We start from the raw sequence: 12,994 nt of genomic DNA, 5'->3' as shown, positions 1-12,994 counted from the left end.
CCGAGGTGAACGGCTACGCCCGGCGCGCGTCGGCGAGCGGGGGCTGGAGCCGCACGACCTCGCCGACTGCCGCTCCGTCGGCGGGGCGTGCGATCCTGCCGCGGATGTCGCTCGGGGTGAGCCCCTCGCGGCGCTTGAGCGCACGGCGGAGGTGGTCCGCCGAGGAGAATCCGGACGCGGCGGCGATCGCCTCGAGCGGGACCTCCCGCGGGCGGCGGCGCAGGAGCTCCACGGCGCTGGCGACCCGGGAACGCTCGATCTCGCTCGCGACCGTGGTGCCCGCGTCCTCGAAGAGCCGCTGGAGGGAGCGGGTGGACACGTTGACCGCGTCGGCCACCGCCTCCGGGGTGCAGCGCGGCGTGCGGTGCGTTCGGTCGATGACCGTGCGCGCGCGCCCGAGCGTGGCGGCGCGCACGCTCGTGGTGCCGGGCTGCGAGCTCGCCGCCGCGAGGAACGCGCTGGTGAGGAGCTGCTTGACCACGTGGGCGAAGCCGGTGACCTCGCCCTCGCCGGGCAGCCCCGTCCCGGACTCCGCCGCGAGGGCGAAGGCGGTCGTGAAGGCGTATGCGGCGCGGGTGGACCGGGCGTCGGGATCGAGCGCGTAGACCGGGGCCGATGTGTCGAAGCCGTAGCGGCGCATCTCGTCGGCGCGCAGTGAGAGGTGGAGGATCGTGGCCGGAGTCGTCGACTCGGTCGTGAACGTCGTCGTCCCCGGCTGGTACGAGATCGAGCCCGGACGCAGCAGCACCGTTCGGTCCGGGGCGACCATGCGCACGAAGCCGTCGATGAGGAAGCTGAAGGTGAGGAAGGAGGTGTCGTCGGCCGGCCACGTCCCGCGGAGGACGCGCAGCGGCGAGACCGTCATCAGCACGACGCTCAGATCGGCGGTGCCGAATCCCGAACCGGTGATGCTCGGAACGGTGCCGGGTTTGACGACGATGCGCGGTCCGAGATTCTCGAGCTCTCGGATTCCCGAGAAAGCCCAGGAGATCGATGCGACCATCTGGTCCCCCCGGACTTCTCTTGTGGCGCCGACCCCCTGTCGACGCCCTCTGATTATGCAGGGAAAAGGGGCCGCATCCTCCGCCGGGAGCCCGTCAAATCCCGCCACCTGATCGGGGGGTGCGCAAGGGGGTGGACAAGGTCGCGCTCATACCCTGTCCGGGCGGACTCCTCGGCGCACGATCAATTAGCCGTCACATGGCGGTTTTCTGCGTGAGAACGCGCTCAGGCCTTCATCCCCGTTCGGGGGACGACCGACACTGATCATTCTCAGCGCTCTCGATTTGATAAGCAGCCCGATAAGCCCGGCGAATTCCGCCTCATCGAGCCGGGATCGAGAGTCCGGGCGTGTCGTCGGCCGATACGGACGCTCCGCCCGGCCTCACCTCGCGCAGCCAGTTCTCGAGAAGGCGCCGCCCGCCCTCGGTGAGGACCGACTCCGGATGGAACTGCACGCCCACGAGCGGAGCACTCCGGTGCCGGACGGCCATGACCACTCCCTCCGGTGTCCGCGCCGTCACCCGCAGCTCCTCGGGAAGGCTCTCGCCGTCGACCGCGAGCGAGTGGTACCGCATCGCGGCGAATCCGGAGGGCAGGCCGTCGAAGAGCGGATCTCCGTCGTGGAGGACCGCGGACGTCCGGCCGTGCAGCAGCTCCGGCGCCTCCGTGACGCGGGCGCCGAGAGCGTGGGCGAGCACCTGATGGCCGAGGCAGACTCCGAGCAGCGGCCGCCCGGTCGCCTCCGCCCGCTGCACGAGCGCCGTCGACGCGGGGACGTCCTCGGGACGGCCCGGCCCGGGAGAGACCAGGACTCCGTCCGCCTCCTCCGCGCGAGCCAGGAGCGCCGTCGTCCCGAGGTCGTCGCCCTCGACCACGTCGACCTCGGCACCGAGCTCGCGGAGGTACGAGACGAGCGTGAAGACGAAGCTGTCGTGGTGGTCGACGACCAGGATCCGCGGGGCCGCGCCGGCGGTCACGAGCCGACGGTCACGTTCCGGTCGAGCACGAGCGACTGCACCCAGGGGAACACCCACTCGTCGAGCGCCACCAGGACCGCCGCGACGAGGACGAGGACGATCAGGAGCCGGACCCACCACGGCCCGGGCAGGAGCCGCCACAGCGCTGCGTACACGGTCAGCCCTCCTCAGCCAGAGAGGCGGCGATCTCGGCGGGGGCGCCCGCCGACCGCGGCTGGAACGAGTCGAAGACGCCGTACGCGATGATCCGCTCGGCCGTCGAGTAGAGCGGGTTGCAGCTCGTCAGCGTGATCAGGCGGTCGGTCGGAGCCGCGTCCGGAGTCCACGGGACGGGGTCGATCACCTGGACGTCGGAGGGCTGGACGTACTCGAGGTTGCGGAAGCGGTAGGTGTACCAGCCGTCCGCCGTCTCGATGTAGATCGGGTCGCCGAGCTGGAGCTCGTCGATCAGGTGCATGCCTCCGCCGTACGCGCTGCGGTGCGCGGCGAGCGCGAAGTTGCCGGCCTGGCCGGGCATCTGCGTCCCGGGGTAGTGGCCGATGCTCCCCTCGTCGAGCACGTTCTCGGCGTCGATGCCCTCGGCGATCGTGCGCACCCACCCCTCGCCGTAGCGGGGGATGTAGAGGTTGCCGAAGGAGGTGTCGAGGGCGGCGACCGACGCGACGACCGGCTCCGCCGGGGCGGCCTCGGTCGGCTGCGGTGCCGGAGAAGAGTCGCTCCAGGTCTCGCGGAGCTCCGCGGCCTGCGTCGTCTGCCGGCCGGCGATCACCGCGTCGTTCCACCAGAGCTGCCAGGCCAGGAAGAGCAGGACCAGGACGCCGGCGGTCATCAGGAGCTCGCCGACGACTCCGAAGAACGAGAGTCGTCGGACCGGGCGGGCCCTCCGTCGCTTCGCTCGCGGCCGCAGAGCCGCCCCGTCGGGGTTCTGGGCGGTCATGCGACGAGTCTAGGCGCGAGCCGTGACCGGCTGTGGCGCACGATCCGGACCTGTGGAGAGCCCTCCAGAATGGCCGTCTGAGGAGGCCCGATGGGATCACTCGAGCGCCTGCACCGGCCGCTCCGTGAGTCCGCACAGCACCCGCGCAGCCCCGGCGCTCCCGGCCCGGAGCCTCCGCCCGGTACAGTGGTCGGCATGGCACGAGCGACGAAGAGCCCGAAGCCCGAGCGCGACGAGGCCCGGACCGGCGAGAACGCACCGAATCCGGTCTGGTTCAAGCCGGTGATGTTCGGCTTCATGCTGCTCGGACTCGCCTGGATCATCGTCTTCTACGTGAGCCAGGGCACCCTGCCGATCCCCGATCTCGGCAACCTCAACATCCTGATCGGCTTCGGCATCGCGTTCATCGGCTTCCTGATGACGACGCGCTGGCGCTGAGCCTCCCCCAGTCGTGAACGACGCCCCGTCCGGTCCGCCGACGGGGCGTTCGTCGTCGGTGGAGCGTCTGCGCGCCGCCGGCTGCGTCTTCGCCGAGGAGGAGGCGGGTCTGCTCGAGGAGGCCGCCGGCTCCCCCTCCGACCTCGAGCTGCTGCTCCGCCGCCGCGAGACGGGCGAGCCCCTCGAGCAGATCCTCGGCTGGGTCGCCTTCCGCGGCCTGCGCGTCCCCGTCGCACCCGGCGTCTTCGTGCCCCGCGTGCGCACCGAGTGGCTGGTCGACTGCGCCCTGGAGGTCCTCCCGGACGGCGCGGTGGTGCTCGACCTCTGCTGCGGATCCGGCGCCCTCGCCCGGTCGATCTCCGAGGAGCGGCCGGACGTCCGCCTGCTCGCGGCCGACCTCTCCCCCGCCGCCGTCGCCTGCGCGCGCCGCACGCTCGCAGGCCGCGCCGACGTCCACGAGGGCGACCTCTTCGACGCGCTCCCCGGGAGTGAGCGCGGGCGGATCGACGTCGTCGTCGTCAACGCCCCCTACGTCCCCACCGCGGCGATCGCGCTCATGCCGCCGGAGGCCAGGGTGCACGAGCCGATGCTCACGCTCGACGGCGGGTCGGACGGGCTCGCCCTGCACCGCCGCATCGCTCAGGAGGCGGGGGCGTGGCTCGCACCCCACGGCGTCGTCGTGATCGAGGTCGGCGCGGATCAGGCCGCTGCGAGTGCCTCGGCGTTCCAGGCGGCCGGGTTCGCCACCTCGCTGCACCGCGACGACGACCGTGAGGCGACGGCCCTGGTGGCCGTCCGCCGGAGAACTACACCGCTGTAATTATCCCCAGCTGTGGAATCTCCTGTGGAGAACTCCGCGGTCTCCGCGGCGCTGGCCTACTCGAGGCGAGGAGGGCCCGGATCCGCACCAGTCCGCCGGTCCTCGGACGCGCCGCCGTCCCCGGATCGTCCTCCCGAGGAGGACACCCGGAACGTTCTCCCCAGTGTTAACAACTCTGTGGATAACTTCCTCCCCACTTGTTGAGAGCACCTGTGGACAGCGGTGGAGACGGTCGCCGCGGGAACGACGAAGCGGCGGGCCCGGGAGTGCGCGAGGCACTGCCGGACCCGCCGCTGCGGGAGGGGACGGGATCAGCCGAGGACGTAGGCGCCCGCGGTGATCGCCACCAGTCCGACTCCGATGAGCCCGACGAGGAGGTTCTGCGTGCGCCGTTGGGCGCGCTGCCGGGTCTTCGTGAAGACCAGCCCGATGAGCGCGCCGGCCACCAGACCGCCGACGTGCGCCTGCCACGCCACGTTCATCCCGGGCAGGAAGCCGATGACGAGGTTCAGTCCGACCAGCACCAGCAGCTGCGACGCCTGACCGCCCAGGTGCCGAAGGATCACCAGGTACGCGCCCATCAGCCCGAAGATCGCACCGGAGGCGCCGATCACCGGGGTGAGCGGGTTCGCGAGGAGCAGGACGCCCACCGACCCGGCGAACCCGCTCAGGAGGAAGAGGGTGAGGTAGCGCCCGCGGCCCAGCATCCGCTCGAGCACCATGCCGAACACCCACAGCGTGTACATGTTCAGCACCAGGTGGAACGGGATGACGATGAAGAGCGACGTGCTGTGGAGGAACACCGAAGTGAGCATCCGCCACGGCTCGAAGCCGGCGCCGAAGCCGGGGAGCGTGTAGGCGGGGGCGTACAGGAGCGCGTTGACCGCCGGCCCGCCGACGAAGGGGAGGATCTCGACGATCCACAGCACGATGCAGAGCGCGATGATCGCGTAGGTCACCGTCGGCTGGTCGGCGCGGGTCATGGCCCGCACGCGGGAGAGGAGGGGACCGCGGGTGCGCGGCGCGGTGGCGCGCTGCTGCGCCATGTCGTCCGGGCAGATCACGCCGACCGGAGCGGGCGTCTGGCACTCGCCGCAGATGGTGCGGCCGCACCGCTGGCAGCGCACGAAGCTCTGCCGGTCGGGGTGTCGGTAGCAGGAGTAGGTGCTGCTCGGCGGGACCTGGGTCACGGACGTGCCTCCGGGGAGAACGAGGGCCGGGCCCTGACGGACCCGGCCCTCGAATGAGTGGTGGATGAGGCGATCAGACCTCGGTGATCTCGACGCTCTCGATCACGACGTCCTCGAGCGGCTTGTCACGGCCGTCGGTGGGAACAGCCGAGAGCGACTGCACGAGCTTCTTCGACTCCTCGTCGGCGACGGCGCCGAAGATGGTGTGCTTGCCCTGGAGCCAGGTGGTCGGCGCCACGGTGATGAAGAACTGCGAGCCGTTGGTGCCGCGGCCCGCCTGCTTGCCGGCGTTCGCCATCGCGAGGATGTAGGGCTGGGTGAAGTCGAGCTCCGAGTTGATCTCGTCGTCGAACTGGTACCCCGGGCCGCCGATGCCCTGACCGAGCGGGTCGCCGCCCTGGAGCATGAAGTCGGGGATGATGCGGTGGAAGACGGTGCCGTTGTAGAGCGGCTCCTTCGTCTTCGCACCCGTGGCGGGGTGGGTCCACTCGATGTCGCCGGTCGCGAGACCGACGAAGTTGCGGACCGTCTTGGGAGCGTGGTTCCCGTAGAGGTTGACGACGATGTCGCCCTTGTTGGTGTGGAACGTCGCGACTGCGGTGTGCAAAGGCATGCTCGGATTCTCGCACAGCGCGTCTGTAGGCCCCTGCAACGCCCGGTGTCAATGCGTTGGGTGCGCGATGCGGACGCCGATCGATGAGTGGCAGTATTGAGGCGTTCGCTGCTCGTAGCCGATGGAGGACCAACATGGGTCTGTCACGTAAGCACAAGAAGGACCTCAAGCGTCTTCGCAAGAACGCCGAGGCGGTCTGGGGCGAGCAGCAGGAGGTGCTGGCGCACGCGGCCTCCGTGCTCGAGAAGAGCCGCCGCCACGCGTCGAAGTACGCCAAGAAGGAGCTCGTCCCCTTCGTCAAGGACACGTACGACTCGCGCGTCAAGCCGGTCTACGACAACGGCGTCTCGGCCGTCGAGGGCACGTACTCCTCGGCACGCAACGCCTACAAGCACAAGGTCGTCCCGACCTTCGCCGCTGTGGGCGGCACGGCCGCCGCCGCCTTCGAGGCCGCCAAGGACTCGAAGAACCGCGCGAAGCTCGCCGAGATCTCGAAGGCGCGCTGGGAGGAGCTCACCACTCCGCCGAAGAAGAAGAGCAAGGTCGGCACGGTCTTCGCGATCGGCGCCGCGCTGGTCGCCGTTGGCGGCATCGGCTACGCCGTCTGGCAGACGTTCCGCGCCGACGACGAGCTGTGGGTCGCCGAGGACGAGCCGCAGAGCGCCGCGCAGAACGCGGCCTCGACCGCTTCCTGACGTTCTCGTCGCTGGAGCCGGGCCCCTCAGGGGGTCCGGCTCCTTCGCATGCCCGGGTTAGGCTTCTGCGGTGGACATCCGGGTCGCCGCGTACGGCGTGATCATCGACGGCGAGCGGATGCTGCTCGCGCACTGGAGCCAGGGCCCGTGGTCGGCCTGGACGCTTCCGGGCGGCGGGATCGACGAGGGCGAGTCGCCCGCCGACGCCGCGGTCCGCGAGATCTTCGAGGAGACGGGCTACCGCGCCGAGCTCGAGGCCCTCATCGGCGTGGACTCGCACGTGATCCCCGCGCACCGGCGCAGCGATCCCGAGGCCGGCCCCCTGCACGCCATCCGCGTCGTCTACCGCGCCCGCATCGTGGGCGGCGAGCTCACGCACGAGGTGGACGGCTCCACGGACGCCGCCGCCTGGTTCCCCCTGAGCGACGTCGAGGAGCTGGAGCGCGTCGAGCTCGTCGACGCGGCCCTGACCATGAACGAGGCCTGGCTCCTCCGCTGACGGTGCCCGGGAATCCCCGGCCGCGCCCCGGCGTTCCCTTCGTCGTGATCGTCGAGCTCTACACCTCCGCCTTCTGCGGCGCCTGCCATGCCGCGCGCTCGGTGCTGGAGCGGGCCGCGGAGCTCGTCCCCGCCGCCGAGATCCGCGAGCGCGACGTGGCCTTCCACCCCGTCGAGGCCGAGGCCGCCGGTGTCCGCTCGACCCCCACCGTCGTCGTGCGGGACACGGCCGGAGAGGTGGTCTTCCGGGCGGAGGGCGCTCCCTCCCTTCCGCAGGCTCTCGCCGCTCTGGCCCTCGCCCTGCCCGCGTAGGGTGGCCGCGGGAGGACCGATGCACCGTCGCGCTGCGCTCGCGAGCACCGTCGTTCTGCTCGGCGCCCTCGCGCTCTCGGGATGCGCCTCCGAGGAGCCGGTGACCACGGCCGCGGTCGGGCTCGGACGGGGCGGCGAGCGGGGCGAGGTCCTCGGCGTCGTCGTCGTGTGCTCGGGGTCCGTCGACGGCCTCGACCTCGCCGCCTCCGACTCCGCCCCCCTGACCATCGGCGACGGGCTGCGGAGGGTCACCCGCTGGGTCTCCCCGTCACCGGTCACGCAGCTGGGCGCGACCGACCTCTCCGGATCCACGGTCTGGCCGGCCGACACGGTGATCGAGCGGTTCCCGCTCGGCGTCGACCTCGCGCTGGGCGCCTACGCGACCGACCGCTCCGTGCTCGCCCGCCCGGTCGTCTTCACGGCCGAGCAGTTCGACACGCTCTCCGTCGGTGAGATCATCGTCGGCGACATCCGCGACGGCACGTCCGAGACCCTCTCGGTCCAGCAGTTCCTCGGCCTCGCCTGCGTGGACCGCTGAGCGTGCGGCTCGGCCGTCCGAGTGGCGACCTCGATCGCGGGGACCGCACGGTCGGCGACAGGAGAGGCCGCCGGCTCGTGGACCCCGACGCGGACCCTCCGCGACCAACGGCGGTCAGGCGACGGCGGAGAACTCGCGGTGGAGCCGTCGCGCGCAGGAGATTCGACGTAGTGGCTAGCTGCGCCGCGACGTACTCGCACCCGTGTCGGTGTCTGCTCACCCCGAAGATGCGCGACGACACCGCTCAATCGTCAGCACGGCGCACCCCTCTCGCGTGCGAGCCGAGGTTGAGCCGAGGCTCCACCGCCCGATCGTCGTGTTGATGTCTACGCCGTCGGTTGTGAGCGCGTCATGTGAAGTCGGGTGCCTCATTGAGAGGCACCCAGCGCGCATCCTCACCTTCGCCCATCAGACGCTTCACGACTGGTGTTCGCTCGGTCTGGCCGCGTCGGAGACGACCGGATCTCGACAGGTAGTACGTGACGAGAGTGTCGTGCGACGGACGGAAGGTGACGTACCAGGGCGCGCCCTGCAACGACCGGCGCCCTTTGGCCAGAGCCTTCGCTGAGTACGAGCGGTACGCGCCGACGAGCGCGCCCACCTTCCACTGAGCCTTCGACTCGGGATAGGCGGCTTCCCACCCGTCGAAGATGTCGGCGAGCACGCCGATGGGAACAGCACCGACAGGATAGAAGACACCCTCGCGCATTCTCACCTCTTCGAGCAGTCGGTTGTCCGCGAGAGCGTGAGTATCGAGCGGGAGGTTCGAGATGTCGCCATCGCGGACACCTTCGAGCGACAGGTCGTCGAAGAGCGCGTCAGTCTCGGACTCCGTCGTCGATGACGTTCCCGGATCCGGCTCCGGCTCCGACCGGCTCGCGGCTTGAGCTGACTCGATCTGCGACCCGAGGAGTTGCTTCATGTCCTTGACGTCCACTCCCGTCTCGCTGACGGCGACCTGCGTTCTCTCGGCGATGGCCTCGACCCGCCTCAGCACTTCTTCATGCTGGTCCTGGCGGGTCTTCGTCTCGCGGTCGGCTCGCGCGGCTTCGCGATTCTGCACGCGAAGGATGGAGAGAGTGAGTCCGATGGCAACCATGGCGAGACCGAGCGAAATGAGCCCGATGGAGTCCCATAGTTGCGACAAGCGAAGCGACAGGTCCCCCTCGACGCTTGCGCGAAGAACCCACACCCAACCGCCGAGCACGACCAGAGCCGCGCCGATGACGTAGACCACGATCTCCCAGAACCGCAGACCGCGCCTCTGAGCCTTCTTCTCCGTCGCGTCCCCCACGGCGGTCACACTATCGTCCCAGCACGGAGATGCGGTGGTCGCTCCGAGTGGACGGCCCGCGGCGCCTTGCTGTGAGGATGTGCCTGCGTCGTGCACCCTCGAGAGCCGTCCGAGCTGCATCGGCACAACTGCATGGGCGCATCTGGCGACTGGGAGCACCCGCGAGAGGGGAGGAAGTGTGGAGCCTAGGAGATTCGAACTCCTGACATCCTGCTTGCAAAGCAGGCGCTCTACCAACTGAGCTAAGGCCCCGGGCCGGAGACGGGGCGATCCGTCTCCGAGAGTCGAACGGCCCGCCACCGCGAGGTGACGGGCCGTTCGGACCGGGTGGGGGTACCAGGACTTGAACCTGGGACCTCTTCATTATCAGTGAAGCGCTCTAACCGCCTGAGCTATACCCCCGGAATGGCCAGAGGAGACTCTACCCGACATCGAGCAGGAATCCCAATCGGCCGGACCGTGCGCCCTACTGGTTGGTGAAGCCCACCAGGAGGCCGCCGGTGATCTTGACGCTGAGGTTGTACAGCAACGCCACGATCGCGCCGAGCGCGGTGGTGACGATGGTGTTCAGCACCGCGACGACGATCGCGAAGCCCATGACCTGCGGCAGCGAGATGATCGTGTTGAGGTCGAACGCCTCCGCGCCGGCGATGTCCTGCACGAGGCCGTTGACCTCGTCGAACACGCCAGTCTGGGCCAGGACCGTGTAGACCAGGTAGACGACGACGATCGTGATGATCGCGAGCGTCAGGCCCAGCAGGAACGAGAGCTTCACGGCCGACCAGAAGTCGACGTAGACGAGCTTCAGGCGGACCTGCTTCGCCGCCGGGCTCTTCGCGGACTTCCTGGCGAGCTTCTCGGCGACGGTGCTACTCATCTACGGACCCATCCTCCTCCGACACCGGAGCGGACTCGGCCGGCGCCGCGGCGTCGGGATCCTCGTCCTGGGCGTCGAGATTGCGTTCGGTGTTCTTGGCGAGTGCGATGATGCGGTCGTCCTCAGCGAATCGTGCGAAGACGACTCCCATGGTGTCGCGACCCTTGGCCGGTACCTCGGCCACCGCAGAGCGTACCACCTTGCCGCTGGCGAGCACGACGAGCACCTCGTCGTCCTCTCCGGTGATGATGGCGCCCACGAGGTCGCCGCGCTTCTCCTCCAGCTTGGCCACCTTGATGCCCAGCCCGCCGCGTCCCTGGAGGCGGTACTGGTCGACCGCGGTGCGCTTGGCGTAGCCGCCCTCGGTGACCACGAACACGAAGCCCTCGTCGCTGACGACGTTGGCGTCGAGGAGGCGGTCCTCCCCGCGGAACGACATGCCGCGGACTCCGGAGGTGGAGCGGCCCATCGGACGAAGCGCCTCGTCGGACGCGGTGAAGCGGATCGACATGCCCTTGCGGGAGACCAGCAGCACGTCGCTGTCCTCCTCGACCAGGAGCGCCGAGACGAGCTCGTCGCCGTCGCGCAGCTTGATCGCGATGATGCCGCCGGAGCGGTTCGTGTCGTACTCCGAGAGGGCCGTCTTCTTCACGAGGCCGTCGCGCGTGGCGAGCACGAGGTAGCGGGCCGCCTCGTAGTCGCGGATGTCGAGGATCTGCGCGATCTGCTCCCCCGGCTCGAGCGCGAGCAGGTTCGCGATGTGCTGGCCCTTGGCGTCGCGGCCGGCCTCCTGCAGCTCGTAGGTCTTGGCGCGGTACACGCGACCGGTGTTCGTGAAGAACAGCAGCCAGTGGTGCGTGGTGGTGACGAAGAAGTGCTCGACGATGTCGTCGGCCTTCAGCTGCGCGCCGCGCACGCCGCGGCCGCCGCGGTGCTGCGCCCGGTAGGAGTCGCTCCGGGTGCGCTTGAGGTAGCCGCCGCGGGTGACGGTGACGACCATCTCCTCCTCGGGAATCAGATCCTCGACGCTCATGTCGCCGTCGAACCCGAAGAGGATCTCGGTGCGGCGATCGTCGCCGAAGCGGTCGACGATCTCGTCGAGCTCATCCGAGATGATCGTGCGCTGACGCTCGGGGCTCGCGAGGATCGACTTGTAGTCCTCGATCTCGGCCTGGATCCGGTCGTGCTCGTCGATGATCTTCTGGCGCTCGAGGGCCGCGAGGCGGCGCAGCTGCATGTCGAGGATGGCGCGGGACTGCACCTCGTCGATGTCGAGCAGCTCCATCAGGCCGTCGCGCGCCTCCTCCACGGTGGGGGAGCGGCGGATGAGGGCGATGACCTCGTCGAGCGCGTCGAGCGCCTTGAGGTAGCCGCGCAGGATGTGGATCCGCGCCTCCGCCTCGTCGAGGAGGTACTGGGTGCGGCGCACGATGACCTCGACCTGGTGGTCGACCCAGGCGCGGATGAAGCCGTCGAGCGAGAGCGTGCGCGGGATGCCGTCCACGATCGCGAGCATGTTCGCGCCGAAGTTCTCCTGCAGCGGCGTGTGCTTGTAGAGGTTGTTCAGCACCACCTTCGCCACGGCGTCGCGCTTGAGGACGACGACGAGGCGCTGGCCGGTGCGACCGGAGGTCTCGTCGCGGATGTCGGCGATGCCCGAGACGCGCCCGTCCTTGACCAGCTCGGCGATCTTGATCGCCAGGTTGTCCGGGTTCACCTGGTACGGCAGCTCGGTGACGACGAGGCAGGTGCGGCCCTGGATCTCCTCGATGGAGACGACGGCGCGCATCGTGATCGAGCCGCGGCCGGTGCGGTACGCGTCCTGGATGCCGCGGACGCCGAGGATCTGCGCACCGGTGGGGAAGTCGGGTCCCTTGATCCGCTGCAGCAGCGCCTCGAGGAGCTCCTCGCGCGTCGCGTCGGGGTTCTCGAGCGCCCACTTGGCGCCGGCGGCGACCTCGCGCAGGTTGTGCGGCGGGATGTTGGTCGCCATGCCGACCGCGATGCCGACGGAGCCGTTGACGAGCAGGTTCGGGAACCGCGCCGGCAGGATCGCCGGCTCGCGGGTGCGGCCGTCGTAGTTGTCCTGGAAGTCGACGGTGTTCTTGTCGATGTCGCGGACCATCTCGAGCGCGAGCGGCGCCATCTTGGTCTCGGTGTACCGGGGGGCGGCCGCGCCGTCGTTGCCGGGGGAGCCGAAGTTGCCCTGCCCGAGCGCGAGCGGGTAGCGGAGGCTCCACGGCTGCACCAGGCGGACCAGCGCGTCGTAGATCGCGGAGTCGCCGTGCGGGTGGAACTGGCCCATCACGTCGCCGACGACGCGCGAGCACTTCGAGAACGCCTTGTCGGGGCGGTAGCCGCCGTCGTACATGGCGTAGATCACGCGGCGGTGCACGGGCTTCAGGCCGTCGCGCACCTCCGGCAGGGCTCGCCCGACGATGACGCTCATCGCGTAGTCGAGGTAGGAGCGCTGCATCTCGAGCTGCAGGTCGACCGGCTCGATCTTGTCGTGACCGTGGATCACCACACCGGTCTCGGTGACGATGTCATCGCTCTCGTCCGGGCCGGTGGGGGTGGTGGGTTCTTCTGCCATGGTCTCTGGTCTCTCAGGTGGGTCCGTGCCCCGGAGGAGCGGGGGCGGCGGTCGCGCTGGGTGTCAGGTGTGTCGTCGGTGTGCGGGCCGGTGAGGGCCTCTGTCGCGTTCTGGTCGAGGATGCGGCCCATCGAGGGCCGCCGTGACGTGTTCGAGGTGGTCGCGAGGGAGGTCCACTGGACCGCCCGGCCGCCACTTTTCGAGGACGTC

15 protein-coding genes and 2 tRNA genes are annotated in these 12,994 nt (G+C 69.8%); 6 read left to right on the top strand and 11 right to left on the bottom strand.

Going from position 1 to position 12,994, the window contains the following annotated elements:
- Positions 1-13: 13 nt before the first annotated feature.
- The 4 genes from C5B92_RS05495 to C5B92_RS05485 form a co-directional block, all read right to left on the bottom strand.
- Positions 14-1,003 carry a helix-turn-helix domain-containing protein gene (locus tag C5B92_RS05495; RefSeq protein WP_104274119.1) on the bottom strand — a complete coding sequence of 330 codons (990 nt, stop codon included), beginning with the start codon at positions 1,001-1,003 and terminating at the stop codon, positions 14-16.
- Between the two features lie 319 nt (positions 1,004-1,322).
- Positions 1,323-1,979, bottom strand: a complete 657-nt coding sequence (locus C5B92_RS05490) for an aminodeoxychorismate/anthranilate synthase component II (RefSeq protein ID WP_104222665.1) — start codon at positions 1,977-1,979, stop codon at positions 1,323-1,325.
- Complete coding sequence (locus C5B92_RS17210; protein ID WP_167299010.1) at positions 1,976-2,134, bottom strand: hypothetical protein; 159 nt, start codon at positions 2,132-2,134, stop codon at positions 1,976-1,978. The genes C5B92_RS05490 and C5B92_RS17210 overlap by 4 nt, the downstream gene beginning before the upstream one ends.
- A gap of 2 nt (positions 2,135-2,136) precedes the next feature.
- Positions 2,137-2,916: a class E sortase gene (locus C5B92_RS05485; RefSeq protein WP_104274118.1), complete on the bottom strand. Its 780-nt coding sequence runs from the start codon at positions 2,914-2,916 to the stop codon at positions 2,137-2,139.
- A 195-nt stretch (positions 2,917-3,111) separates the two neighbouring features.
- Between C5B92_RS05485 and C5B92_RS05480 the strand changes: the two genes are divergently transcribed.
- Both C5B92_RS05480 and C5B92_RS05475 read left to right on the top strand, forming a co-directional pair.
- A complete protein-coding gene (locus C5B92_RS05480) occupies positions 3,112-3,354 on the top strand; it encodes a cell division protein CrgA (protein WP_104222667.1) in 243 nt (80 codons plus the stop codon).
- 58 nt (positions 3,355-3,412) lie between these two features.
- Positions 3,413-4,174 (top strand): putative protein N(5)-glutamine methyltransferase, encoded by a 762-nt coding sequence (locus tag C5B92_RS05475; protein WP_104274117.1) that lies wholly within the window; start codon positions 3,413-3,415, stop codon positions 4,172-4,174.
- Positions 4,175-4,485: 311 nt separating this feature from the next.
- On the opposite strand, the gene C5B92_RS05470 is transcribed toward C5B92_RS05475, so the two are convergent.
- Complete coding sequence (locus C5B92_RS05470; RefSeq protein WP_104222668.1) at positions 4,486-5,364, bottom strand: rhomboid family intramembrane serine protease; 879 nt, start codon at positions 5,362-5,364, stop codon at positions 4,486-4,488.
- 73 nt (positions 5,365-5,437) lie between these two features.
- Positions 5,438-5,977 carry a peptidylprolyl isomerase gene (locus C5B92_RS05465; RefSeq protein ID WP_104222669.1) on the bottom strand — a complete coding sequence of 180 codons (540 nt, stop codon included), beginning with the start codon at positions 5,975-5,977 and terminating at the stop codon, positions 5,438-5,440.
- 134 nt (positions 5,978-6,111) lie between these two features.
- Here C5B92_RS05465 and C5B92_RS05460 point away from each other — a divergent pair, with 134 nt between their 5' ends.
- From C5B92_RS05460 to C5B92_RS05445, 4 genes are all read left to right on the top strand, one after another.
- Positions 6,112-6,672 carry a hypothetical protein gene (locus tag C5B92_RS05460; protein ID WP_104232995.1) on the top strand — a complete coding sequence of 187 codons (561 nt, stop codon included), beginning with the start codon at positions 6,112-6,114 and terminating at the stop codon, positions 6,670-6,672.
- 70 nt (positions 6,673-6,742) lie between these two features.
- The gene (locus tag C5B92_RS05455; RefSeq protein WP_104222671.1) at positions 6,743-7,171 is read left to right on the top strand and encodes an NUDIX hydrolase; all 429 of its coding nucleotides are present in this window, start codon (positions 6,743-6,745) and stop codon (positions 7,169-7,171) included.
- Between the two features lie 2 nt (positions 7,172-7,173).
- On the top strand, positions 7,174-7,482 hold the full coding sequence (locus C5B92_RS05450; RefSeq protein ID WP_258059787.1) for a thioredoxin family protein: 309 nt from the start codon (positions 7,174-7,176) through the stop codon (positions 7,480-7,482).
- A 19-nt stretch (positions 7,483-7,501) separates the two neighbouring features.
- On the top strand, positions 7,502-8,020 hold the full coding sequence (locus C5B92_RS05445; protein WP_104222672.1) for a hypothetical protein: 519 nt from the start codon (positions 7,502-7,504) through the stop codon (positions 8,018-8,020).
- A 349-nt stretch (positions 8,021-8,369) separates the two neighbouring features.
- Here C5B92_RS05445 and C5B92_RS05440 read toward each other — a convergent pair whose 3' ends face one another.
- From C5B92_RS05440 to gyrA, 5 genes are all read right to left on the bottom strand, one after another.
- On the bottom strand, positions 8,370-9,314 hold the full coding sequence (locus tag C5B92_RS05440; protein ID WP_146079262.1) for a hypothetical protein: 945 nt from the start codon (positions 9,312-9,314) through the stop codon (positions 8,370-8,372).
- A 179-nt stretch (positions 9,315-9,493) separates the two neighbouring features.
- Positions 9,494-9,566 (bottom strand) — tRNA-Ala (locus C5B92_RS05435).
- A 76-nt stretch (positions 9,567-9,642) separates the two neighbouring features.
- A tRNA-Ile gene (locus tag C5B92_RS05430) sits at positions 9,643-9,716 on the bottom strand.
- A gap of 64 nt (positions 9,717-9,780) precedes the next feature.
- Entirely contained in the window at positions 9,781-10,191 is a 411-nt protein-coding gene (locus tag C5B92_RS05425; protein WP_104222673.1) for a DUF3566 domain-containing protein, read from the bottom strand.
- Positions 10,184-12,784, bottom strand: a complete 2,601-nt coding sequence (gene gyrA / locus C5B92_RS05420) for a DNA gyrase subunit A (protein WP_104222674.1) — start codon at positions 12,782-12,784, stop codon at positions 10,184-10,186. The genes C5B92_RS05425 and gyrA overlap by 8 nt, the downstream gene beginning before the upstream one ends.
- Positions 12,785-12,994: the final 210 nt, after the last annotated feature.

Source organism: Rathayibacter sp. AY1A4, from assembly GCF_002930955.1.
In the GTDB taxonomy this organism is placed as follows: domain Bacteria; phylum Actinomycetota; class Actinomycetes; order Actinomycetales; family Microbacteriaceae; genus Rathayibacter.
This window is presented reverse-complemented; position numbering and strand designations above follow the sequence as displayed.